The following is a 24494-nucleotide window of genomic DNA, read 5'->3' on the forward strand; positions in this document are numbered from 1 at the left end:
CGGAGTTCCCGGAGCCGGTCGACGCATCTCGCCAATCGGCGGGCCCGGGGTAGGTCCCGGCATGCCCGCAGGCCCGGGCATCCGTGGCACGTCTCCGTCTCTGTCCCCGGCCCCTCCCCCTTCCCCGTCACAGTCACCGTTTCCGTCTCTGTCCCCGCCTTCGCCGCGGCCGCAGCCCGCCGGTACGCCCCGTCAGACATCCCCACCCTCGCCCAGAGGTGCCGCGCCACCGCCCCGGCCACCGGTGCCGCCACGCGGCACCGGCCTGCCGCCCGCCCACACGGCGATGATCTGCGTCGCTCTGCCGGGACTCGCCATCTCGACGGAACAGGGGCAGCTCACCGGGCGGGGGCTGGAGGGGTTCTACCGGTCGGGTCGGCGCATCCTCTCCCGTTGCCAGGTGCGGGTGGCGGGACGCGAACCGCTGGTGGTCCAGGCGAGGATGACCTCGGCCGACCGGGCCCGCTTCGTCGGCACCCTGCGCGTCACTCCACACGGCGGTCCGGACCCGGACGTCGTCGTCGAGCGGACCCGCTCCGCCGACGGCACGGAGCGCATCACCCTGCACAGCGCCGCCCCCCGGCCGCTGCGACTCCCGGTCGAGGTGGCCCTCGCCGCCGACCTGGCCGACCTGGGGGCGATCGCGTCCGGCACCGTGGGCCCCGAACTACCCGCCGGCGTCCACGACTCCGGCCTGCGCTGGTCCTGCGCCACCGGGACCTCGATCGTCACCGCCGACCCACCACCGTCCGACGCGATCGCCTCCGCAGGGCTGCTGCGCTGGAACTTCGACCTGCCTCCCGGCGGCAGCGTCTTCGTGGAGCTGAGAGTCCGCCTGGACGCAGCGGGCCCGGTCCGGGCCGTGGGCCGTGCGGCGACAAGCCCGTTGGCTGCGGCGCACGCGACGGGCGACGACCCACGCGTCCGGGCGTTCCTGGCGACGAGCCTCGAGGATCTGCAAGCCCTGCTGATGCGCGACCCGGCGCACCCCGCGGACATCCACCTCGCGGCGGGGGTGCCCTGGCGCTGCGGGCTGGCCCCGGCCGAGGCGCTCGCCGCGGCCCGTATGACACTGCCCCTCGGCACCCGCCTCGCCGCGGGCACACTGCGCACCCTGGCCCGCACCCAGATCACCGGCCGGGGGCCGCGGTCCGGCATGATCCCCGGCCCCCGGCGGGATGCGGGCGCGCACCTCCCGCCGGGGTGTACGGGCACGGAGGCCACGCTGCTCTTCCCGGTACTCCTCGCGGAGGCCCGCCGATGGGGCCTGCCCGACCAGGAGACGGAGGAACTGCTGCCGGCGGCCGAACGCTGCCTGGCCTGGCTGCGCGCCACGGCCGGCGAGGGGCCTTACCTGAGCGACCCCCAGCCCGGCGGTCCCGTCCGCTGCGAGACACAGGCCCACGCCCATCGCGCGGCTCTGCTCGGTGCCGACCTGCTCGACGCCTGCACCAGACCGGGCGCCGGCGGACTGCGGGAGTGGGCACAGAGCCTGCGGGCCGCGTTCCGGCGGGACTTCTGGATCGACGACCGGGGAGGCGGCCGACCCGCCGCCGCCCGTACGCCGGACGGGCGGCCGCTGCCCCACCTCGGCGCGACGACCGTCCACCTCCTCGACACCGGCTTGCTGGGTGGCGGCGCCCACGCACCCGGGCTGCTGGACAAAGTGCAGACCGAACAACTCGCCCGGCTGCTCGGCAGCCCCGCTATGGACTCGGGCTGGGGACTTCGGAGCCTCGGCGCGAAGGAGACCGGTTACAACCCCTTCGGTCACCGCAGCGGATCCGTCCGAGTCCACGAAACGGCGATCGCCGTCGCGGGCCTGGCTGCCGCGGGATACGAGAAGGAGAGCGCCGCGCTGCTGCGAGGCGTACTGGCGGCGGCCGAGGCCTTCGGCCATCGCCTCCCGGAGATGTACGCGGGGGAGCAGCGCGGTGACGGCAGTGCTCCGCTTCCCCACCCGGCCGCCTGCCGTCCCGCCGCCACCGCGGCGGCGGCCGGAATCCTGCTGCTGACCACCCTGGCCGGCATCCGCCCCGACGCCCCGGCCGGAACCGTCACGCTGCGCCCGCTGCACAGCGCACCCCTGGGCGAGATCGGCCTGACCGGGCTGCGGGTCGCGGGCGCCCCCTTCTCCGTACGGGTCAGCCGCCTTGGACTCGCCATGGTGGAGGAGGCGGCCGACGGGCTGCAATTGGGAGTGTGACCTCGTACGACGCAGAGCCGGAAGGGCGTCTGGGCGACCGAAGACAGCCGGATGCAACCGAAGTGGATCAGCCGTCGAAGCGCTTGACGAAGGGAGTGTTTATCGTCAGGAAGACGACTATGATCGCCGCATGCCCTACGACCCGTCAGCCTTTCCGCCCTTCGCCGTCACCGTGGATCTGGTCGTGCTGACCGTGCGCCGTCACGCCCTGTGCGCGCTGGCGGTGCGCAGGGGCGAGGCGCCGTTCCAGGGGCGGTGGGCGCTGCCGGGCGGCTTCGTGCGGGCCGACGAGGATCTCACCCAGGCGGCGGCGCGCGAGCTGGCCGAGGAGACCGGGCTGCACGCCCACGACCCGTCGGTCCCGGCCCAGGACAACGGTGCTCACCTGGAACAACTCGCCACGTACGGCGATCCCAAGCGTGATCCCCGGATGCGTGTCGTGAGCGTCGCGCATCTGGCGCTCGCTCCCGACCTGCCGGCCCCGCGAGCGGGCGGCGACGCCAGCAACGCGCGCTGGGCGCCCGTCGAGGAACTGCTGCAACACGGCGGATACGGCCGGGACGGGGAACCGGTCGCACCGCTGGCCTTCGACCACGCCCAGATCCTCGCGGACGGGGTGGAACGCGCCCGCTCCAAGATCGAGTACTCGTCCCTGGCAACTGCGTTCTGCCCCACCGAGTTCACGGTCGGCGAACTGCGCCGGGTCTACGAGGCGGTATGGGGCGTGGCGCTCGACCCGCGCAACTTCCACCGCAAAGTGACCGGCACACCCGGCTTCCTGGTACCCACCGGCGGCACCACCACCCGGCAGGGCGGCCGGCCCGCCCAGCTCTTCCGCGCGGGCGGCGCGACCCTGCTCAACCCGCCGATGCTGCGCCCCGAGGTGTGACACCCGCCCACCGCGACCGCTGACGCACGGCCGGGACCCCGAACAGGTCGATCACGCCCGCGCAGCCGACCGTGCGGCACTCAGGGAAAACGGACATAACGCGCTATCTTGCTACGGGTGATCCAGGCCTTCGGATTGACCAGCAACTCCCGCAAGGCGCTTTTGCCCGCCGTCGACGATGTCTCCTTCGAGGCACGCGCGGGCAGCGTCACCGTACTGCTCGGAGCGCCCGGCGCGGGCAAGACCACGGCGCTGAGACTCATGCTCGAACTCCAACAGGGCCGCGGCCTCACCTACTTCAGAGGCCGCCCCCTGCACCGCATCGCCCACCCCTCCCGCGAGGTCGGCGTCCTCCTGGGCGAGGTGCCCGGGCACCCGGCCCGCACGGTCCGCGGCCACCTGCGCATGTTGTGCGCGGCGGCCGGCGTCCCGGTCCGGCGAGCCGACGAGGTACTCGAGGTGGTCGGCCTGGCCAGCCTGCGCGACGAACGTCTCAGCACCCTCTCCCGCGGCATGGACCGGCGACTCGGCCTGGCCTGCGCCCTCCTTGCGGACCCCCACACCCTCGTCCTCGACGATCCGACCGACAGGCTCTCCGGGCGCGAGAACCGTTGGCTGCACGGCATGCTGCGCGCGCACGCGGACCAGGGAGGCACGGTCCTGATGACCACGGCCGACCCCAAGGAGGCCGCCCGCACCGCCGACCGGGTCGTCACCCTGGACCAGGGCAGACTCGTCGCCGATCAGGAGGCCGCCGACTTCGGCCGCACCCGGCTGCGCCCCCGGGTTGCCGTCCGCAGCCCGCACGCCGTCCGTCTGGCCGCCCTGCTCGCCAAGGAGGCCCGCGCCGCACGACGCTCCGTCGAAGTCGCGCAGGAGGACGGCAACCGACTCTCGGTGTACGGCAGTAGCTGCGCCCACGTCGGCGAGACGGCGTTCCGGCACGGCATCCTCGTCCACCAACTCGCCGACGAGACAGGAGACATGGGGCCTGGAGCAGGAGCACCGCCACTGGCCCCGCGTCGGACACGCGCCGAAACAGGGCCGTCCCCCTCGGACGGTGAGCCGACCACCGTCGGAGCCTCAGCGCCGGGCGCAGAACGCCTGGAGGCCTCCGGGGACGCCCGCGCCGGGAACGGCACCCAGGAAGCCGCTGTCGCTGCCGCGGCCACTGCCACCGCCGCTGTAGCGCCGCGCACGCCTGAGTCCGAGCCGCAGCCGTTCCCCGCGCCGGGCCCGCCGACCGACGCACCTCCTACCGATGGCATCCGGGGTTCCGACGGCGACTCCAGGTCCGGTCCTGCCGCAACGACTGTCCACAGCACGGCCTCGGCCGACCCTGGCACGACCGCGACCGATACCACCGCCGTCGTGACCGATACCACCGCCGCCGTGTCGACCGACACCCCCGCCGAGCAAGACCGGCACTCCAGCACCGAGCCGGCCGCCGTACCCTCCGCCCGGCACCCGCTGCGCACCTCCACCTCCCGCTCTACCTCCCGCTCCGCGTCCCGCTCCTCCTCCCGCACCTTCGACACCCTGCCCGCCCTGCCACCCCCCATCTCCGTCCGCTCCGCCCCCAGCCCCCTGCGCCCCCTCCGCTACGAACTCCGCCGCGCCACCGGGATCAGCACCGGATTCCTCACCGGTGCCGCCGTGCTGCTCGTCTCCGCCCTCACCGCCGTACTCCTGGCCCGCGTGGGCCACACCTCGCAGGCGCGGCTGCTGGCCGCCTGGCCCGTGCAGTTGCCGCTGCCGCCGGCCGCACTCGGCGCGGGACTGCTCGGTGCATTGGCCTTCGGGGACGAGTTCCGCCACCCCGCGCTGGCGGTCGACCGCGGCACCGTGCCCCGCAGACTGGGCGTGCTCACCGCCAAGCTCCTCGTCGCCGCGCTCACCGCCCTGATGCTGGCCTTCCTCACAGTGGGCTGCGACGCCGAAGCGCTCTACCTCGTCTACGGACGGGAGCTCGCGCAAGTTCCCGCGGAGTGGCTTCCGCTGAGTGCGAGTTGGCTCGGACTCGTGGTCGGCTGCGCCTGGGCCGGTGTGCTGGCCGCCGGCGTCTTCCGGTCCACCGCGGCAGGCCTGGCCGCGGTGCTCGCCGTCCCCGTCGTCGTCGTACCCCTCGTACAGAAGGCCGTGGAGAGCGCGTCCGTGCGGACGGCGGCCGGACTCTCGATGCGGTTGCGCGAGACGCTCCTGGTGCAGTGGCCCTTCGGGGGAGAGCGCTATCTGTCCGCCGCGGCACGCGTGATCGTCCAACCCGTCGGTGGAGCAATGACGTTGTCCCTGACGGCCTTGCTGTGCGCGTATCTGCTCACGACCCTGCGAAGCAGGGTCCGATGACGACCGCCTGGACCCATCCGGTCCGGGCGTGTGCGCAACTCCCCGGAGAACGCCCATTTCTTTCCGATAAGGCGTCAATTGCGACGGGGTGAGCGATCACCCTTTCGTGTGCTTTTCACCAAAGACCTCAAGGGAGTTGGAGGCAGCGCCGACAAAGGATCCGTGAGTACCCTTGCGCACACCATGATGACCGCCGCCCGCTCCGCCGACTCCGGTCTGGCCGGCCCGGGCGAACTCGATCGCTACCCCTACGCCCAGGCCCCTGCCGCCGACCGCGTCGGAGCTCCCGTCTGGGAGACCGCGGACCCCGAGCTGGGCCGCGTGGGCCGGCGCAGCGCGGGCAGCCGCGGACGCGGACTGCACGGCCAACTCGTCCAGCAACTGGGCCAGATGATCGTCTCGGGTGACCTGGGCGCCGACCGTCCGCTGGTGCCCGAGGAGATCGGTCAGCGGTTCGAGGTGTCCCGCACCGTCGTCCGCGAGTCGCTGCGTGTCCTCGAGGCCAAGGGCCTGGTCAGCGCCCGGCCGAACGTCGGCACGCGCGTGCGTCCCGTGAGCGACTGGAACCTCCTGGACCCGGACATCATCGAGTGGCGGGCCTTCGGCCCCCAGCGCGACGACCAGCGGCGTGAGCTGAGCGAGCTGCGCTGGACGATCGAGCCCCTCGCCGCCCGCCTCGCCGCCGGCCATGGGCGCCCCGACATCCAGCAGCGGCTGTCCGACATGGTCGAGATCATGGCGCACGCCATGGCGCAGGGCGACGCGCTCACCTACTCCCGGGCCGACGCCGAGTTCCACTCGCTGCTCATCCAGGTCGCGGGCAACCGCATGCTGGAGCACCTTTCCGGGATCGTGTCGTCCGCCCTCCAGGTCTCCGGCAACCCGGTCACGGGCTGTGACCGGCCGACCGAGGCGTCGCTGGGCCACCACGGCAGGATCGCCGACGCCCTCGCCGCGGGCGACGGCACCGCGGCCGAGGCGGCCATGCGGCAGTTGCTCACCGTCCACCCCGAGGTGGAGCGCGTCGTGCCGGCCCCGCGCGAACACTGACCGCACCCACGGGTGGAACGGTCCGGGGATGTCTTCCCCCTCCCGCGCCGTCCCCGGCCGCTTCCCCCGCACTCCCGTCGGACCCCGCAGGACCCGTCACGGGGACTGCGGGGTCCGACGGCCGATGTGGCCTGGAATAGGCCGCGGAGGCCCGATAGGCGCCACGGGTGACCTCTTCTGCCCATGTTTGACCGTTTTTGAATGCTTACGCGGTGTGACTCGGGCCACGAAGATTGGGCGTAACGCTTGTGGAAACAACGCGATGACCTAAGAGGTGACTGCCGCAGAGGGAATACGGATGCCGTTCAAGGCGCTGTGCATCCTCCCGGCCCCCGCCCGCGCCGTCGGCCCATCCCCAGGCCGGTGGTCGGCTCCTGTCCATCATGGACGGGGCCGGAAGCCGTTTTCCAACGTTCCGAGAGGTTGTTCGTGTCGGCCAGCACATCCCGTACGCTCCCGCCTGAGATCGCCGAGTCCGTCTCTGTCATGGCGCTCATTGAGCGGGGAAAGGCTGAGGGGCAGATCGCCGGCGACGATGTGCGTCGGGCCTTCGAAGCTGACCAGATTCCGGCCACTCAGTGGAAGAACGTACTGCGCAGCCTCAACCAGATCCTCGAGGAAGAGGGTGTGACGCTGATGGTCAGTGCCGCGGAGCCCAAGCGCACCCGAAAGAGCGTCGCAGCGAAGAGTCCGGCCAAGCGCACCGCCACCAAGACGGTCGCGGCCAAGACGGTGACCACCAGGAAGGCCACCGCCAGCACGGCCGCCCCGGCCGGACCCGCTGTGGACGACCCCGCAGAAGAAGCCGCCCCCGCCAAGAAGGCGGCTGCCAAGAAGACGACGACCGCCAAGAAGACGGTCGCGAAGAAGACCGTCGCCAAGAAGACGGCGGCCAAGAAGACCACCGCCAAGGGCGACGAAGCCGAGCTGGCCGAGGAAGAGGTCCTCGAGGACGCTCCCAAGCCTGGTGAAGAGGAGGAGGAAGGGGCCGAGAACAAGGGCTTCGTCCTCTCCGACGACGACGAGGACGACGCGCCGGCCCAGCAGGTCGCCGTCGCCGGCGCCACCGCCGACCCGGTCAAGGACTACCTCAAGCAGATCGGCAAGGTCCCGCTGCTCAACGCCGAGCAGGAGGTCGAGCTCGCCAAGCGCATCGAGGCCGGTCTGTTCGCCGAGGACAAGCTGGCCAACGCCGACAAGCTCGCCCCCAAGCTCAAGCGCGAGCTGGAGATCATCGCCGAGGACGGCCGGCGGGCCAAGAACCACCTCCTGGAGGCCAACCTCCGCCTGGTGGTCTCCCTGGCCAAGCGCTACACCGGCCGCGGCATGCTCTTCCTGGACCTCATCCAGGAGGGCAACCTCGGTCTCATCCGCGCGGTCGAGAAGTTCGACTACACCAAGGGCTACAAGTTCTCCACGTACGCCACCTGGTGGATCCGTCAGGCGATCACCCGCGCCATGGCCGACCAGGCCCGCACCATCCGTATCCCGGTGCACATGGTCGAGGTCATCAACAAGCTCGCGCGCGTGCAGCGCCAGATGCTCCAGGACCTGGGCCGCGAGCCCACCCCGGAGGAGCTGGCCAAGGAACTCGACATGACCCCCGAGAAGGTCATCGAGGTCCAGAAGTACGGCCGTGAGCCCATCTCCCTGCACACCCCGCTGGGCGAGGACGGCGACAGCGAGTTCGGTGACCTCATCGAGGACTCCGAGGCCGTCGTCCCGGCCGACGCGGTGAGCTTCACGCTCCTCCAGGAGCAGCTCCACTCCGTCCTCGACACCCTGTCCGAGCGTGAGGCGGGCGTCGTCTCCATGCGGTTCGGTCTCACCGACGGTCAGCCGAAGACCCTCGACGAGATCGGCAAGGTCTACGGCGTGACGCGCGAGCGCATCCGCCAGATCGAGTCCAAGACCATGTCGAAGCTGCGCCACCCGTCCCGTTCGCAGGTGCTGCGCGACTACCTCGACTAGGTCGTAGCCGTACGACACGAAGGCCCGGTCCCCTGGGGGACCGGGCCTTCGGCGTGGGCGTGCGGGTGCGCGGCGGCGCGCACTGAATCACCCTGGGTGTTCATCGATCACTCCAGAGTGAGGAGCGCGCATGCGTCGTCTCTTTGTCCGGGCCTTGTCCCGGCCGTTGATCCTGGCGGCCGCGGCGATGGCCATACCGTTGGCCTCCGCGGCCCCTGCGGCCTCCGACGGTGTCGTCGTGGGCGGTTTCCCGGTCGACGTCTCCCAGAGCCCTTGGACGGTCGCGCTGTCCAGTCGTGACCGGTTCGGAGGTATGCGCTCGGGGCAGTTCTGCGGAGGCGTGGCGGTCGCCCCGTCGACCGTGCTCACAGCGGCCCACTGCATGGCCCAGGACGTCCTGGGAGCGCCCCCGGGGCGGGTGGCCGACCTGAGGGTCGTCGCGGGCCGTACGGACCTGTACGCGGAGACCGGCCAGGAGATCTCCGTACGCAGAGTCTGGGTGAACCCGGGCTACGACAGTGCCAGCAACGCCGGGGACTTCGCCGTGCTCACCCTTGCCGAGCCGCTTCCGGCGGCGGCGGTCGTCGCCATGGCGGCCGAGGGTGATCCGGCGTACGCGTCCGGCACGGAGGCCGTCGTCTACGGCTGGGGCGACATCACCGGGTTCGGTGCGTACGCCCACACCCTGCGGGCGGCTCGCGTGCACGTGCTGGCCGACGCGCTCTGTGAGCGGGCGTATCCCGGTTCGGCGGACGGCACGTACGTCGCGCGGAGCATGGTCTGTGCCGGAGAGGTGCCGGGCGGCCGCGATGCCTGCCAGGGGGACAGCGGAGGGCCGCTCGTCGCCGGAGGCAAGCTCATCGGGCTCGTGTCGTGGGGCAGCGGCTGCGGCCGGCCGGGGAGCCCGGGCGTCTACACGCGGGTCTCCGACGCCGTTCGGACGCTGGGCTGGGGTACGGGGACTCGGAGCCCCCGCGGGGCGCCTGACCGCGTCTGAGCGGGTCTCCCCGCACGGTCGCGATCTCTTCGTGCTGCGAGAAGCGGGTGGCTGTCCCTGAGAGCAGGGACAGCCACCCGCACACCGGCCTGTGCCGATTCTCGCTCGTCGTGGACGCGCAGGATCAGCGCTCTTCTTCGGAGACGGACGCCGGAACGGTCGTCAGCCGCTCCGTCTCATCCTGTATCTCGGCGGCGATCTTCTTGAGTTCCGGCTCGAACTTGCGGCCGTGGTGGGCGCAGAAGAGCAGTTCTCCGCCGCTGAGCAGGACGACGCGTACGTACGCCTGGGCGCCGCAGCGGTCGCAGCGGTCAGCGGCCGTCAGCGGGCTCGCGGGGGTCAGAACAGTAGTCACGTCGCCTCTTCTCTAGCTCGACGAGCTGTCGTACCAGGGTCAACATCCAACCAGCCCCAAAACGTTCCCGCTCGTGGCTTCTCCTCGAAAAATCTTTCCGAGGCGGCCGTCTGCTGCCGGTTTGGCGGCGAATGTGCCGTATTGCGTGGTCTGTGGTGCTTACGGTTTCGCGCTGTCGGTCATGGTCCGATCCTCCCGGCTGGCTTGCCGGTTTGTTCATGAGGACGTGCCCGGAGCCTAAATGGTTCATGCCCCGAAGGGAACGTGATATGTACTTCACTCCAACGAGGGATCGAACACGCATACGACGCTGGACTAGTCTGAGTTTCAGACCCAGGGTGGCGTTACAACGGCTCTACCAGGCCTCGGTACCCTCTTGGCGGCAACCCAAGCCGCGCCCTTACCCAGAAGGGCCTCAACTGAAATTCAGCGAGGAGCGAACCGCGTGACCGCCGAAACGTCCGTGCCGTCCACAGCGCTGCTGGCAGGAGCAGACCGGGACGGTTCCAACTACACCGCGCGGCACCTGCTCGTCCTCGAGGGCCTCGAGGCCGTGCGGAAGCGCCCGGGTATGTACATCGGCTCGACCGACAGCCGTGGTCTGATGCACTGCCTGTGGGAGATCATCGACAACTCCGTCGACGAAGCCCTGGGCGGATACTGCGACCACATCGAGGTGATCCTCCACGACGACGCCTCGGTCGAGGTCCGTGACAACGGCCGTGGCATCCCCGTCGACGTCGAGCCCAAGACCGGGCTGTCCGGTGTCGAGGTCGTCATGACCAAGCTGCACGCCGGCGGCAAGTTCGGCGGCGGCTCCTACGCCGCCTCCGGCGGTCTGCACGGCGTCGGCGCATCCGTGGTCAACGCCCTGTCCGCCCGACTCGACGTCGAGGTGGACCGCAGCGGCAACACGCACGCGATCAGCTTCCGGCGAGGAGTCCCGGGCTCCTTCGCCGCGGACGGCCCCGACGCCACGTTCGAGACGGGCGGCCTGCGCAAGGTCAAGAGGATCGCCAAGAACCGCACCGGCACGCGCGTGCGGTACTGGGCCGACCGCCAGATCTTCCTCAAGGACGCCAAGCTCTCCCTGGAGCACCTCCACCAGCGGGCCCGCCAGACCGCGTTCCTGGTCCCCGGCCTGACCATCGTCGTCCGCGACGAGTACGGCCTGGGCGAAGGCGGCAGCAAGGGCGAGGAGTCCTTCCGCTTCGACGGCGGCATCAGCGAGTTCTGCGAGTACCTGGCCACCGACAGGCCTGTCTGCGACGTCCTCCGCTTCACGGGGCAGGGCACGTTCAAGGAGACGGTCCCGGTCCTGGACGAGCACGGCCAGATGACCCCGACGGAGGTCACCCGCGAACTCGGCGTGGACGTGGCGATGCGTTGGGGCACCGGCTACGACACGACACTCCGGTCGTTCGTCAACATCATCGCCACGCCCAAGGGCGGCACCCACGTCGCCGGCTACGAGCAGGCGGTCGCCAAGACGATGAACGAGGTGCTGCGCGCCAAGAAGATGCTGCGCGTCGCCGAGGACGACATCGTCAAGGACGACGCCCTGGAAGGCCTGACCGCGGTCGTCACCGTCCGCCTCGCCGAGCCGCAGTTCGAGGGCCAGACCAAGGAGGTCCTCGGCACCTCGGCGGCCCGGCGCATCGTGAACACCGTGATCTCCAAGGAGCTCAAGGCGTTCCTGACCTCCACCAAGCGCGATGACGCGGCTCAGGCCCGGGTCGTCATGGAGAAGGCGGTCGCCGCCGCGCGGACGCGCATCGCGGCCCGGCAGCACAAGGACGCGCAGCGCCGCAAGACGGCACTGGAGTCCTCGTCCCTGCCCGCCAAGCTGGCCGACTGCCGCAGCGACGACGTCGAGCGCAGCGAGCTGTTCATCGTCGAGGGAGACTCCGCGCTCGGCACGGCGAAGCTCGCCCGGAACTCCGAGTTCCAGGCACTGCTGCCGATCCGGGGCAAGATCCTCAACGTCCAGAAGTCGTCCGTGACCGACATGCTGAAGAACGCGGAGTGCGGCGCGATCATCCAGGTCATAGGAGCCGGCTCCGGGCGCACCTTCGACATCGACGCGGCCCGCTACGGCAAGATCATCATGATGACCGACGCCGATGTGGACGGCTCCCACATCCGGACCCTGCTCCTGACCCTGTTCCACCGCTACATGCGGCCCATGGTCGAGGCAGGGCGGGTGTTCGCCGCGGTGCCGCCGCTGCACCGCGTCGAACTTGTCCAGCCCAAGAAGGGCCAGGACAAGTACGTGTACACGTACTCGGACCGCGAGCTGCGCGACAAGCTCATGGAGTTCCAGAGCAAGGGTGTCCGGTACAAGGACTCCATCCAGCGCTACAAGGGTCTCGGCGAGATGGACGCCGACCAGTTGGCCGAGACGACGATGGACCCCCGTCACCGCACCCTGCGGCGCATCAACCTCTCCGACCTGGATTCCGCGGAGCAGGTGTTCGACCTGCTCATGGGCAACGACGTGGCACCGCGCAAGGAGTTCATCTCCAGCTCGGCGGCGACGCTGGACCGGTCCCGCATCGACGCGTAGCCGCTGCGCCAAGCTGGGCGCGCAGTTCCGAGGTTCGGATGGTCAGGCCCGGCTTCTCCACCCACGGGTGGAGAAGCCGGGCCTTCGCATATCCACCCATGATCCACCCCAGCGCCGATCTGCGGACCGGCAAGTTTCCGTAGCGTCGAAGGCGTCGGCAGCACTCGCGGTCGCCATCCCCTTCCCGCTCACGGAGGCTGTGATGTCCGGGCTCGTCAACGCACTGGTGATCGTGGTCGTGGCCGCGGTGGTGATCGTGCGGCAGTTCCGCGCAAGCCGCATCGACACGGACCGGCGGTGGTGGCTCCTGCCCGCGATCCTGGCCGTCATAACGCTGCGCGAGCCCGACCTGCTCGACGCCCGTCACCACACCGCTTCGGCTCTGCTGCTCGGCGCCGAAATGATCGTCGGCCTGGCTATAGGAGCCGCCTGGGCCTGGACCACCCGCATCTGGGTGGAGTCGGACGGCGCCGTGTGGAGCAAGAGCACCAAAGCGAGCGCGGCCGTCTGGGCCGTCGGCATCGGTCTGCGGATGGGCCTCTTCGCGGTCGGTGCGCTGATGGGCGTCCACCAGCACAGCTCGGCCCTGATGCTGGGGCTCGCGGCCACCCTGCTGGTCCGCTCCGGGATCCTGATCTGGCGCACGCGGTCTCTCAGCCAGGCTCCTGTGTACGCCACGGCGTACGGTGACCACGTGCCCCGGTCCGCGTGGAAGGAGCGCGTGTGACGGAGAACGTCTGGACCCGCTGGCCCTCACGGGAGGCGCTGGGCCCCAAGGAGATCTCGCGGCCGAGGCGGCTGCTGGCCTGGGCGGTGCGGCTGCTGGTGCTGGGCGCGCTGCTGTGGAGCGCCTTCCACGACAACCGCATCCATGGGTGGGTCGCGATCGCCCGCGCCGGCGGAGCACTTGTCGCAGGTGGGCTGGCGTGGGCTTTGTTCCGGACCACGCTCGAGCACAGGCTGTGGCCGTCCCTGGCACTCGTCCTGATGCTGCTGGGACTGGCGGCCGGAGCCGGGGCCGCCGACTTCCGCACCCTGGCCGTGGTCCTGTGCTGCGGGTGTGCCATCGCGGCACTGGAGCGACTGCCTCTGGCGGCCGCGTTGCCGGTGGCCGCGCTCGGCTTCGCCTCCTTCGCCAGAGTCAACGACGACACGGGGCTGACCTCGGCCGCCGTCATCGGAGGCATGGCCCTCGCCGGATACGCACTGCGTCTGGACGCCGAAGCCAGAGGCAACGCACAGCGGCTGCTCGCCCAGGAGCGGGCGGCGCGTGCGGCCGAGGCCGAGTCGGCCGCACTCGCGGAGCGGGCCCGCATCGCCCGGGAGATCCACGATGTCCTGGCCCACAGTCTCTCGGCGCAGCTCGTGCACCTGGAAGCGGCCCGGCTGCTGATCGAGCGGGGTGCGGACCACGAACAGATACTCGAACGCGTGGTGGCGGCACGGGGGATGGCGCGCGACGGTCTCGAGGAGACCCGACAGTCCCTCTCCGCGCTGCGCGGTGAACTGACGCCGCTGGAGGACTTCCTGACCGACCTCGTCCGTGCATCGGACGGTGCCGAGGTCACCGTGGGGGGTGAACGCAGACCGCTGCCGGCCGAGGCGTCGCAGGCGGTGCGCAGGGTCGCCCAGGAAGCCCTGACGAACGCCCGTAAACACGCGCCGGGCGCGAGGGTGAGCGTGCGGCTGGAGTACAGCCCGCGTGAAGTCACCCTGGATGTGCGGGACTCGGGGGGTTCGCCGGGCGAACTCTCCCAGGCGGGAGGCGGGTACGGTCTGCTGGGTATGCGGGAGCGCGCCGAACTGCTGGGCGGGTCGCTCGCTGCCGGACCGGACGAGGAAGGCTTCGTGGTGACACTGAAGGTGCCGGTATGACCGAGGACGCGGAGAAGAAGTCCGCCAGAGTGGTGGTCGCGGACGATCAGACGGTCGTCCGGGAAGGCATCGTGATGCTGCTCGGGCTGTTGCCGGGAGTCGAGGTCGTGGGCGCTGCCGGGGATGGGGACGAGGCGGTGCGGCTCGTCGCCGAACTGGCCCCCGACGTGGTGCTGATGGACCTGCGTATGCCCCGCTGCGATGGAGTGGAGGCGACTCGGCGCATCCGGGCGGAGTATCCGGGAACACAGGTCGTGGTGCTCACGACCTTCGCGGACGACGACTCCCTGTTCCCGGCGCTGGAAGCCGGAGCGCGGGGATACCTCACCAAGGACGCGGACGGGGACGAGATCGTCAGGGCCGTGCACAGCGTGCTGTCGGGGGACGCGGGGCTGTCGCCGAGTGTCCAACGCAGGCTGCTGGAGCGCCTGTCGGCGCCCGAACCGGCGCCGGCGGAGCCCGCTGCCGCCCCCGACGGGCTGACGACCCGGGAGGCGGAGGTGCTGGTGCTGATCGCCGAGGGGTTCAGCAACCAGGAGATCGCGCACAGGCTGAGTGTGTCCACCGCGACGGTGAAGACCCACATCAACAACATGTTCACCAAGACGGGCCTCAAGGGTCGCGCCCAGGCGGTGCGTTACGCATATCGGAAGGGGTTGGTGCGGCCCCCGATGGGGTGAATGGCTCTCTGGTCACCTGATGGGGTGAAGCGTGCGGGGAAGAAGTGTCGGGGATCTTCCCGTTCTGTCCATCCTTGGGTATGCAGTCAAGCAACGGCCGTGCCCGCGCCGACGGGGACGGTCCCGAGATCGGTGATCCCGAGCCCTCCGTGGGCGAGTACCACCAGAGTCAGGCCCAGGCGTTCATCGAAGCGCGAGGAGAAGTGCGCTACGAGGACCCGTGGTACGACGCGCTCGCCTCGGGTTGGGGCGAGTCGGTCGCCGTGGGCCCGCCCTCGGCCGAGTTTCCGGCGGCACGTCGGGGCCAGGAGACCGGAGCCGTGGCAGCGGCGCAGGTCTACCTCGAGGTGCAGCGCAGCGCGGCCTTCCAGGAGGTGCGCAGCCGGTACCGGCGGTTCGTGGTGCCTGCGGTCGCCGGGTTCTTCGTCTGGTATGTGGCGTACGTCGTGACCGCGACGACCGCGCCCGCGTTCATGGCGCGGCCGGTGGCGGGGGCGGTGAACGTGGCGTTGCTCGCCGGGCTCGGACAGTTCCTCAGCACGTTCCTGCTGACCTGGGCCTACGCCCGGCACTCACGGCTGCACAGGGACCGGGCCGCGCTCGAACTGCGCTGGGACACCCAGGAGCTGACGCGCGGAGCGAGGGGTGATGCGTCGTGACCGGTAACCATCAGACGCCGGCGTTGCTGCTGTTCAGTGCCTTCGTCGCGGTCACGCTGGGCATCACGACCTGGGTGAGCCGCAACCGGCAAGGTTCTCAGGAGGAGTTCTACGCCGGCGGGCGGCTGTTCTCCCCGATGGAAAATGGTTTTGCCATCGCGGGCGACTACATGTCGGCCGCCTCCTTCCTGGGAGCCACCGGGCTCATCGCGCTGTACGGATACGACGGTCTGCTGTACGTGGTGGGCTTCCTCGTGGCCTGGCTGGTGGTGCTGTTCCTCGTCGCCGAACTGGTGCGCAACTGCGGGCGGTTCACGCTCGCCGACGTGGTCGCCGCGCGCATGAGCGAGCGGCCGGTGCGGATCGCGGCGGGAACTTCCTCGGTCACCGTGTCCGTTCTCTATCTGGTGGCGCAGATGGTGGGGGCGGGCAGCCTGGTCGCGCTGCTCCTGGGGAACACCGGCGAGGCGGCTCAGTCCTGGGCCGTCATCGGGGTCGGTGCGCTCATGGTGATCTATGTGTCGTTGGGAGGGATGCGGGCCACCACGTGGATTCAGATCGTGAAGGCGGTTCTGCTGCTGGGCGGCACCATCGTGCTCACCACGCTCGTCCTGGTGCGCTTCCACGGTGACTTCGACCAGTTGCTGCGCACGGCGGCCGAGCGCAGCGGGCACGGTTCCGCGTACCTGGCACCCGGGCTGAAGTACGGCGGAGACTGGACCGCGCGCTTCGACTTCATGAGCCTGGGGCTCGCACTGGTGCTGGGCACGGCTGGGCTGCCGCACATCCTGTCCCGCTTCTACACCGTGCCGACCGCGCAGGCCGCCCGGCGCTCCGCCGTCTGGTCGATCGGGCTCATCGGCGGCTTCTACCTGATGACGATCGTCCTGGGCTTCGGCGCGGCGGCGATCGTCGGCCCGGAGGCCGTACGCGGCTCGAACGCGTCCGGGAACACGGCGGTTCCCCTTCTCGCCCTCGACCTGGGCGGCGGCGCCGACTCCACAGGGGGAACGGTCCTGTTCGCGGTCGTGGCGGCCATCGCCTTCGCCACGATCCTCGCCGTCGTCGCCGGGATCACGCTCGCCTCCTCGGCGTCGGTGGCGCACGACCTGTATGCCTCGTTGCGTCGCCGGAACGCCGAACCCCGCAGCGAGGTCGCGGTGGCGCGGGTCGCCGCCGTGGGCATCGGCGTGATCGCGATCGCCCTCGGCCTGCTGGCCCGCGATCTCAACGTGGCGTTCCTGGTCGGGCTCGCCTTCGCCGTCGCCGCGTCCGCGAACCTGCCCGTCCTGATGTACTCGCTGTTCTGGCGGGGCTTCACCACGCGGGGTGCCGTGTGGTCGGTGTACGGGGGGCTGGTTCCGGCCCTGGCGCTCGTCGTGCTGTCGCCGGTGGTGTCCGGCAGCCCCCAGTCGCTCTTCCCGGCCGTCGACTTCCAGTACTTCCCCCTGCAGAACCCCGGCCTCGTCTCGATCCCGCTGGGCTTCCTGGCGGGCTGGCTCGGCACGGTCACCTCGGCCGAGGTCGCCGACGAAACCAAGCACGCGGAGACCGAGGTGCGGTCACTGACGGGGGCGGGCGCCGCCTAGCGGGCGACTCCGGCAGCCGGTCGTAACAGCCGTACCGCATCGCTGCCGCTGCCGCTGCCGCAGCCGCCGTACCGCACCGCCGTGCCCGGCGGACGGGATCGGAGCCGCTGCCTGTGGTGCGGCTACGGGGCCACCCACGCGTACCGGTGTTCCGGGCGGCCTGTGTCGCCGTACTTGAGGGAGAGGTGCAGGCGGCCGGCCTGTTCCAGGTGGCGGAGGTAGCGCTGGGCGGTGGAGCGGCTTAGGCCGGTCTCGGCGGCGACCTCGTGGGCCGACAACGGGTGGTTCGCGCGGTGCAGGACGGCGCAGATCAGGTCCGTGGTCGGTTCCGAGTGCCCGCTCGGCAGGCCGGGCGAGGACGGCACCGGTCCCGTGCGCAGGGCACCGAACATCCGGTCGACCTGCTCCTGGCCGGCGATGCCGTGACCGCCCACCCGGTCCACCGTGCGGCGCAGGGCGGCGTACGAGTCGAGGCGGGTGCGCAGTGCGGCGAAGGTGAACGGTTTGACCAGGTAGTGCAGGGCGCCCAGACGCATCGCGGTCTGCACGGTCGTGACGTCGCCGGCCGCCGTGATCATGATGACGTCGGTTCCGTGCCCCTGTTCCCGCATGCGGTGGACGAGTTGGAGGCCGGTCTCGTCGGGCAGGTAGTGGTCGAGCAGCACCAGGTCGATGGTTCCGCGCTCGATGGCGGCCAGCGCCTGCGCGGCGCTGTGCGCGCGGGCGGCGACCCGGAAGCCGGGAACCTTTTCCACGTACTTGGCGTTGATCTCGGCGACACGGAAGTCGTCGTCCACGACCAGGACGTCAATCATCGGGCCTCTCTCCGTGAAGGCCAGGCGGGCGTCAAGCCCGTGTCTCGGCTTCGCTGTTGTAGCGTGAGCAAAACGAGCACAACAGGCTACTGCAAGCAAAACAAGAGCATGCGCCCACAAGGCTGATGCCGCCTCCCGGGTCGCCTCTACCGTCCCCGGCCATGAGCGCAGACACCAGCCCCGCCATCGAGTTGCGGGGTGCGAGCAAGGTCTTCCGGACCCCGTCGGGCGCCCCGCACACAGCCGTGCGGGCACTCGATCTCACCGTCGGGCGCGGCGAGTTCGTGGCGGTCGTCGGACCGACCGGCTGCGGCAAGTCGACCACGTTGACCCTGGTCAGCGGATTGGAAGAGCCCACCCAGGGCGAGGTGCTGGTCGCCGGGCGACCCGTGCGCGGAGTCGGCGACAGCGTCGGCTTCGTCTTCCAGCAGGACGCCACCTTCCCCTGGCGCACGGTCCTGTCCAACGTCATGGCCGGCCCCCGCTTCCGCGGTGTGCCCAAGGCGGAGGCGAAGAGGAGGGCCCGCGAGTGGCTGGCCCGGGTCGGTCTCACCGCCTTCGAGGACCGCTACCCGCATCAGCTCTCCGGCGGTCAGCGCAAACGCGTCGCCCTCGCCGCGACCTTCGTCAACGACCCCGAGATCCTGCTCATGGACGAGCCGTTCTCGGCGCTCGACGTGCAGACCAGGGCCCTGATGTCGGACGAACTCCTCGAGCTGTGGGAGGGCACCGGCGCGTCCGTCGTCTTCGTCACCCACGACCTGGAGGAGTCCATCGCGCTGGCCGACAAGGTCGTCGTCATGACCGCAGGCCCCGCCGCCGTGAAGCAGGTCTTCGCCATCGACCTGCCGCGTCCGCGCAAGGTCGAGTCGGTGCGTCTGGAGCCGCGGTTCATCGAGATCTACCGCGAGCTCTGGGAGTCCCTCGGCGAAGAGGTCCGCATCACCCGCGAGAGAGGTGCCGCCCATGTCGCTTGACCTGCTGGGCACACCGGTCGTCGACACGGCGAAGGCTCCGGATCGCGCCCACTCACGCGCGCGCGGCGCCCGCAGCCGCAAGGTCGCTGTCACGGCGTCCCGCGTGCTGCTCCTGGTGGCCGTGCTCGCCTTGTGGGAGGCGCTCTCCCGGGCCGAGGTCATCGACCCGTTCAACTTCTCCATGCCCACGAAGATCTGGGACCAGATCCACACCTGGGTGACCCACGGGACCGCGCTCGGCTCCCTGGGCGAGCAGATCTGGTACACGCTCTACGAGGCGCTGCTCGGCTGGATCATCGGTGTGGTCACCGGTGTCGTGTGCGGTATCGCCCTCGGGCGGATCACCTTGCTCGCCGACATTCTTGGTCCATACATCAAGGTGCTCAACTCGATACCCAGGATCGTCCTGGCCCCGATCTTCGTGATCTGGTTCGGCCTCGGCCCCGCCTCCAAGGTCGCCTCGGCCGTCGTCCTGGTGTTCTTCCCGGTCTTCTTCAACGCCTTCCAGGGCGCCCGCGAGGTCGACCGCGACCTCGTCGCCAACGCCCGGATCCTCGGCGCGAGCGACCGCAGGGTGACGCTTCAGGTGGTCGTCCCGTCCGCCACCTCCTGGATCTTCACCAGCCTCCATGTCAGCTTCGGCTTCGCCCTCATCGGCGCCATCGTCGGCGAGTACATCGGCGCGACCAAGGGCATCGGCCTGCTCGTCGCGCAGTCACAGGGCACGTTCAACGCGGCCGGGGTGTACGCCGCGATGGTCGTCCTCGCCGTCGTCGCGCTGGTCGCCGAGGGGCTGCTGACCTTCGCCGAGCGCCGCATCTTCCGCTGGAAGCCGTCGGGTTCCGACGGCTGACCCTTCCCGGCTCCCACAACCACCCCCTCCGCATCGCCTCTCACAAGGACGTGAACCCGCCATGCGCACAACCGCCAGACGCACCGCCAGACACACGGCCCTGGCCGCAGCCGCCCTGCTCGCCCTCTCCTCGCTGACCGCCTGTGCCGACGACGCGGCGAGCACCGCCGCCACCGGCTCCGGCGGCGACGGCAAGGGGACGAAGGTCAAGATCATGGTCGGTGGCCTGGACAAGGTCATCTACCTGCCTGCGATGCTCACCCAGCGGCTGGGCCACTTCGACGCCCAGGGACTCGACGTCGAGCTGCTGAGCGAGCCGGCCGGTGTGCAGGCCGAGACCGCGCTCGTCTCCGGGCAGGTCCAGGGCGCCGTCGGCTTCTACGACCACACACTCGACCTTCAGGTGAAGGGCAAGGACGTGGAGTCCGTCGTGCAGTTCTCGCACGCGCCCGGTGAGGTGGAGATCGTCTCGGCCAAAGCGGAGGGTGACATCACCTCGCCCAAGGACTTCAAGGGGAAGAAGCTCGGTGTCACGGGCCTCGGTTCCTCGACCGACTTCCTGACGAAGTACCTGGCGGTCAAGAACGGCGTGAAGGTCAGCGAGTTCACCCCGGTCGCCGTGGGCGCGGGGCCGACCTTCGTCTCGGCGCTCCAGCAGGGCGCCATCGACGGGGGCATGACGACCGACCCGACCGTGGCGACCGTCCTGGACAAGAAGGCCGGCAAGATCCTGCTCGACATGCGCACCCCGCAGGGCTCGGAGAAGGCGCTCGGCGGACCGTATCCCTCGTCAAGCCTGTACATGCAGACGGACTGGGTCAACAGTCACCGGGACACCGTCCAGAAGTTGGTCAATGCATTCGTCAAGACGCTCAAGTGGATGTCCACCCACAGCGCGAGCAAGATCGCCGAGAGGATGCCGGCCGACTACTCGCAGGGGAACAAGCTGCTGTACGCGGTGGCCATCAAGAACACGCTGCCCATGTTCACCAAGGACGGCGTGATGCCCGAGAACGGTCCCGAGACCGTCGAGAGGGTCCTCAAGGCGTTCAACCCGAACATCCAGAACACCGAGGTGGACCTGAGCAAGACCTACACGACCGAGTTCGTCGACAAGGCGGTGGGCTGACGGCAGAGCAGGCTCCCTCAGGCGCGGGTCGCCCACAGGTACCGGTGTTCCGGGCGGCCCGCGTCGCCGTACTTCAGGGTCAGCCGGGCCCTTCCCGTGCGCTCCAGGAGCTTCAGGTAGCGCTGGGCGGTCTGGCGGCTCACCCCGGTCCGGTCGGCGATCTCCTGGGCCGACAGGGGCCCTTCGGCGTTCATCAGGGACTGGCGTACGAGTTCGGCGGTGGTGGGGGAGTGCCCTTTGGGCAGACCGGGCTCCGAGGGGGCGGACAGCGCGCCGAAGATGCGGTCGACGTCGGCCTGTTCGGCCTCGCCGCCGCCGTCGAGCGTGCGGCGCAGGTCGGCGTACGCCTCCAGCTTGGCGCGCAGGCCCGCGAAGGCGAACGGTTTCACCAGGTACTGCAGGGCGCCCTGGCGCATCGCCGCCTGCACCGTCGAGACGTCCCGCGCGGCCGTCACCATGATCACGTCGGTCTGGTGGCCGCGTCGGCGCATCTCCTGGACGACCTCCAGACCCGTCTCGTCGGGCAGGTAGTGGTCCAGCAGGACGAGGTCCAGACGGGGCAGCAGCTCCACCTGGCGCAGCGCCTCTGCCGCGTTGTGCGCCTCACCGGCGACATGGAAGCCGGGCACCTTCTCGACGTAGGCGGCGTTGACCCGGGCGACTCTGGTGTCGTCGTCCACGACCAGGACCTCGATCATCGCGACTCCCCCTCGACAGCACCCTGCGCCGGAGCGGCCCACGCGGGTTCCGGGCCGGGGTCCAGACCGGCGTCCGGACCGGGTTCCAGGTCGGGTTCGGTCAGCGCCTCGGGCAGGACGACGGTGAACTCGGCGCCCCCGCCGGCCGCCTCGCCGACCGCTGCGCTGCCGCCCTGCCGCTCGGCGAGCCTGCGCACCAGGGAGAGCCCGATGCCGCGCTTGCCGTGCGCGGGCGGCTTCTTCGTCGACCAGCCCTCGGTGAAGATCAGTTCCCGCTGCTCGGCCGGGACGCCGGGGCCGGTGTCCCACACCCGCAGTACGACGGCATGGCCCTCTGTGCGCAGTTCGACCTCCACGCGCGCGTGCGGCTTGCCGCCGACGGCGTCCAGCGCGTTGTCCACGAGGTTGCCGACGACCGTGACCAGCCCGCGCGGGTCGATCAGGCGGTCGGGCAGCCGGGTGCGGTCGGAGACCCACAGGGCGACGCCGCGCTCGGCCGCGACGGTCGCCTTGCCGACCAGCAGGGCGGCGAGCAGCGGGTCCTCGATCTTCTCGGTCACCTGCTCGGCGGTGGCCCGGTGATCGCCGACCACCTCCCCGACGAACTCCACGGCGTCGTCGTACATCTCCAGTTCGAGCAGTCCCAGCAGTGTGTGCATGCGGTTGGCGTGCTCGTGGTCCTGGGCGCGCAGCGCGTCGATCAGGCCGTGTGTCGAGTCCAGCTCGCGGCCGAGCTGTTCCAGCTCGGTGCGGTCGCGCAGGGTGGCCACGGCGCCGCCGTCGTCGGTGGGCATGCGGTTGACGACCAGGACGCGCTGGCCTCGGACGGCGATCAGGTCCGTGCCGGTCACCCGGCCGGCCAGGACGTCGGCCGTACGTCCCTCGCCGAGGGCCTCGTCGGGCGACGCGCCCATGGTCTCGTCCCCGACACCGAGGAGGCGCTGCGCCTCGTCGTTGAGCAGCCGGACGCGGCCCGCGCGGTCCAGGGCGACGACGCCCTCGCGGATGCCGTGCAGCATCGCCTCGCGCTCGGCCAGTAGCGCCGAGATGTCCGAGAAGGCCAGGTCACGCGTCTGGCGCTGGACCCGCCGGGAGATCACCCAGGCGGCCAGCGCGCCCACGGCGAGGGCGCCTCCGGCGTAGGCGAAAAGCCCGGGGATCGCGTGGATCAGGCGGGCGCGCACGCTGTCGTACTCGATGCCGACCGAGACCGCGCCGATGATCCGGTCCTCGCTGTCGCGCAGGGGCACCTTGCCGCGTGCCGAGCGGCCCAGGGTGCCGCTGTCGATCTCCATCACGTCCTTGCCGGCCAGGGCCTCGCTCGGGTCCGTCGAGACATGGCCGCCGATCTGCTCGGCGTCGGAGTGCGACCAGCGCGTGCCGTTGAGGTCCATCACCACGACGTACTCGGCGCCGCTGGCCGCACGGATCCGCTCGGCCTGCCGCTGCACCGGTCCGCCGGCGGTCGGCCGGGTGCTCTGGAGGTCCTCGGCGATCTGCGGCACCGCTGCGGTGGTCTGCGCGATGGCGAGGGCGCGGCGCATCGCCTGGTCGTCCAGTTGATCGCTGAGCGGGGCGAGGAACAGCCCGGTCGCGAGCACCACGACTCCCGCGGCGATCGCCAACTGCATCAGCAGCACCTGCGAGAACACACGCCGAGGCATTCCGAGGCGCAGGCGGCGGGCGGGGGGAGTGGGGCTCATACCCAAGACGGTACGTGGGTGGGCCGGTGCAGCCGTAGGGGCGGGTGATGTGGATCTCTTGACCCGATCAAGAGGAAACGGTTCGGCCGTGTCCGCGCGGGGCGCGGTCGAGCCATGTTCGGGGGTGTGTCAGCCCGCCAGTGCCGTCCCCGCCAGTTCACGCACCGCGAGCACATCCATCCGCGCAGGTGAACCGAGGACCGACGTGCCGCAGCTTTCCGGCCGGGGCGGCCGGGAGTCGCCCCGGGCCACGTCGACCTGCCAGTGGCGTCCGTCGGTGTGCGCGACGGTCACCTCCCAGTGCGGTGCGCCGCCGGTGGTCCGTACGACGCTCAGCGCCTCCGCCGCGTCTTCGCCGGTGGCCGCGCGCACCGCCAGCTCCGCCGCCTGGCCGGGCCGCTCCCAGGCCGAACTCCCACGGCACCCCTCCACGACGATGCGCCCCTCCTGGACGCCGTGCAGGACCTCCTTGACGGCGTGGGCCTCGGCGCGGCCGTACGCGTACCCGTGCGGCAGGACGAGCAGGGTGGGGGAGAAGCGATGACCCCCCAGATGGGTGACCTCCCAGGCGCCCCGTACCCCGGAGGCGGCGAGTTCCGCGGCCAGCGGACGGCCGAGGAGGGCGCAGCAGCGGTCGCGCTTGCCGTTGGTGCAGACGAGGGCGAGCGGGTCGCCGGTGTGCGGCCGGCCCCGGAGCGCGCTGTCGAAGGTGTGGTGGTCGCCCCGGCCCAGCGCGGCGAAGTCGAGGTCCAGCAACTGCCGGGGGTCGTGGGTCGTGGCGCTGTGCAGCCACACCCTGCCGGGGACAGTGTGCGCCGCGTACACCTGCCGCAGGCGCGGTGCGCCGAGGTCCGCGTGGCGGCCAGGACGCCGGATGAGCGCGACGCGTACGCCCGTGTCCTGCGCGGCGGTCTCCAGGGCGCGGCCCAAGGCGGGGTCCAGGTGGCTCGAGACCAGCGCTTTCGCACCCCAGGGGCCGGGCTGTTCCAGGAGGAGCCAGGTCGTTGCCGTGGCCGCGGTTCCGGAGAGGGGCTCGTCGAGATCCCGCGAGACGGTCGCGCACGTACTCACAGAGGTGAGCCTAACCTGACTTGACGCGGGGCGACTTCCGGGCGAGGCCCTGCCGGGCACGTGTC

At 70.8% G+C, this 24494-nt stretch carries 20 protein-coding genes; 15 read left to right on the forward strand and 5 right to left on the reverse strand.

Going from position 1 to position 24494, the window contains the following annotated elements; genetic code table 11:
* Positions 1-286 precede the first annotated feature (286 nt).
* The 6 genes from BMZ82_RS24385 to BMZ82_RS24410 all read left to right on the forward strand — a co-directional run bounded on the left by BMZ82_RS24385 (position 287) and on the right by BMZ82_RS24410 (position 9459).
* Entirely contained in the window at positions 287-2206 is a 1920-nt protein-coding gene (locus BMZ82_RS24385; RefSeq protein WP_093779332.1) for a glycogen debranching N-terminal domain-containing protein, read from the forward strand.
* Between the two features lie 130 nt (positions 2207-2336).
* Positions 2337-3095 carry an NUDIX hydrolase gene (locus BMZ82_RS24390; protein ID WP_093779279.1) on the forward strand — a complete coding sequence of 253 codons (759 nt, stop codon included), beginning with the start codon at positions 2337-2339 and terminating at the stop codon, positions 3093-3095.
* A 117-nt stretch (positions 3096-3212) separates the two neighbouring features.
* Entirely contained in the window at positions 3213-5441 is a 2229-nt protein-coding gene (locus BMZ82_RS24395) for an ABC transporter ATP-binding protein (protein ID WP_093779281.1), read from the forward strand.
* 162 nt (positions 5442-5603) lie between these two features.
* Entirely contained in the window at positions 5604-6491 is an 888-nt protein-coding gene (locus BMZ82_RS24400; protein WP_093779283.1) for a FadR/GntR family transcriptional regulator, read from the forward strand.
* 429 nt (positions 6492-6920) lie between these two features.
* Positions 6921-8462, forward strand: a complete 1542-nt coding sequence (locus BMZ82_RS24405; protein WP_093779334.1) for an RNA polymerase sigma factor — start codon at positions 6921-6923, stop codon at positions 8460-8462.
* 130 nt (positions 8463-8592) lie between these two features.
* The gene (locus tag BMZ82_RS24410; protein WP_093779285.1) at positions 8593-9459 is read left to right on the forward strand and encodes a serine protease; all 867 of its coding nucleotides are present in this window, start codon (positions 8593-8595) and stop codon (positions 9457-9459) included.
* Positions 9460-9583: 124 nt separating this feature from the next.
* Here the strand turns inward: BMZ82_RS24410 and BMZ82_RS24415 are convergent, their stop codons facing one another.
* Positions 9584-9814, reverse strand: a complete 231-nt coding sequence (locus BMZ82_RS24415; RefSeq protein WP_079659053.1) for a DUF7455 domain-containing protein — start codon at positions 9812-9814, stop codon at positions 9584-9586.
* 445 nt (positions 9815-10259) lie between these two features.
* On the opposite strand from BMZ82_RS24415, the gene BMZ82_RS24420 reads away from it, so the two are divergent.
* From BMZ82_RS24420 to BMZ82_RS24445, 6 genes are all read left to right on the forward strand, one after another.
* Positions 10260-12380, forward strand: a complete 2121-nt coding sequence (locus tag BMZ82_RS24420; RefSeq protein WP_093779287.1) for a DNA gyrase/topoisomerase IV subunit B — start codon at positions 10260-10262, stop codon at positions 12378-12380.
* A gap of 202 nt (positions 12381-12582) precedes the next feature.
* Positions 12583-13107, forward strand: coding sequence for a CcdC protein domain-containing protein (locus BMZ82_RS24425; protein WP_093779289.1), 525 nt, complete (start codon positions 12583-12585; stop codon positions 13105-13107).
* Complete coding sequence (locus BMZ82_RS24430; RefSeq protein WP_093779291.1) at positions 13104-14255, forward strand: sensor histidine kinase; 1152 nt, start codon at positions 13104-13106, stop codon at positions 14253-14255. Before BMZ82_RS24425 ends, BMZ82_RS24430 begins: the two co-directional genes overlap by 4 nt.
* Entirely contained in the window at positions 14252-14935 is a 684-nt protein-coding gene (locus BMZ82_RS24435; protein WP_093779293.1) for a response regulator transcription factor, read from the forward strand. Before BMZ82_RS24430 ends, BMZ82_RS24435 begins: the two co-directional genes overlap by 4 nt.
* A gap of 80 nt (positions 14936-15015) precedes the next feature.
* Positions 15016-15594, forward strand: a complete 579-nt coding sequence (locus BMZ82_RS24440) for a DUF485 domain-containing protein (RefSeq protein WP_093779295.1) — start codon at positions 15016-15018, stop codon at positions 15592-15594.
* Complete coding sequence (locus BMZ82_RS24445; protein WP_093779297.1) at positions 15591-17183, forward strand: solute symporter family protein; 1593 nt, start codon at positions 15591-15593, stop codon at positions 17181-17183. The genes BMZ82_RS24440 and BMZ82_RS24445 overlap by 4 nt, the downstream gene beginning before the upstream one ends.
* 122 nt (positions 17184-17305) lie before the next feature.
* On the opposite strand, the gene BMZ82_RS24450 is transcribed toward BMZ82_RS24445, so the two are convergent.
* The gene (locus BMZ82_RS24450; RefSeq protein ID WP_093779299.1) at positions 17306-17998 is read right to left on the reverse strand and encodes a response regulator; all 693 of its coding nucleotides are present in this window, start codon (positions 17996-17998) and stop codon (positions 17306-17308) included.
* 161 nt (positions 17999-18159) lie between these two features.
* Between BMZ82_RS24450 and BMZ82_RS24455 the strand changes: the two genes are divergently transcribed.
* The 3 genes from BMZ82_RS24455 to BMZ82_RS24465 all read left to right on the forward strand — a co-directional run bounded on the left by BMZ82_RS24455 (position 18160) and on the right by BMZ82_RS24465 (position 20957).
* A complete protein-coding gene (locus tag BMZ82_RS24455) occupies positions 18160-18975 on the forward strand; it encodes an ABC transporter ATP-binding protein (protein ID WP_093779301.1) in 816 nt (271 codons plus the stop codon).
* Positions 18965-19828: an ABC transporter permease gene (locus BMZ82_RS24460; protein WP_093779303.1), complete on the forward strand. Its 864-nt coding sequence runs from the start codon at positions 18965-18967 to the stop codon at positions 19826-19828. The genes BMZ82_RS24455 and BMZ82_RS24460 overlap by 11 nt, the downstream gene beginning before the upstream one ends.
* Positions 19829-19889: 61 nt before the next feature.
* Positions 19890-20957, forward strand: a complete 1068-nt coding sequence (locus BMZ82_RS24465) for an ABC transporter substrate-binding protein (RefSeq protein WP_093779305.1) — start codon at positions 19890-19892, stop codon at positions 20955-20957.
* Positions 20958-20974: 17 nt separating this feature from the next.
* Here the strand turns inward: BMZ82_RS24465 and BMZ82_RS24470 are convergent, their stop codons facing one another.
* The 3 genes from BMZ82_RS24470 to BMZ82_RS24480 form a co-directional block, all read right to left on the reverse strand.
* Positions 20975-21655, reverse strand: coding sequence for a response regulator (locus BMZ82_RS24470; protein WP_093779307.1), 681 nt, complete (start codon positions 21653-21655; stop codon positions 20975-20977).
* Positions 21652-23358, reverse strand: coding sequence for an ATP-binding protein (locus BMZ82_RS24475; protein ID WP_093779309.1), 1707 nt, complete (start codon positions 23356-23358; stop codon positions 21652-21654). The genes BMZ82_RS24470 and BMZ82_RS24475 overlap by 4 nt, the downstream gene beginning before the upstream one ends.
* Positions 23359-23487: 129 nt before the next feature.
* Positions 23488-24429, reverse strand: a complete 942-nt coding sequence (locus BMZ82_RS24480) for a sucrase ferredoxin (RefSeq protein ID WP_093779311.1) — start codon at positions 24427-24429, stop codon at positions 23488-23490.
* Positions 24430-24494: the final 65 nt, after the last annotated feature.

Origin of the sequence: Streptomyces sp. yr375 (assembly GCF_900110755.1) — a bacterium.
GTDB lineage: Bacteria > Actinomycetota > Actinomycetes > Streptomycetales > Streptomycetaceae > Streptomyces.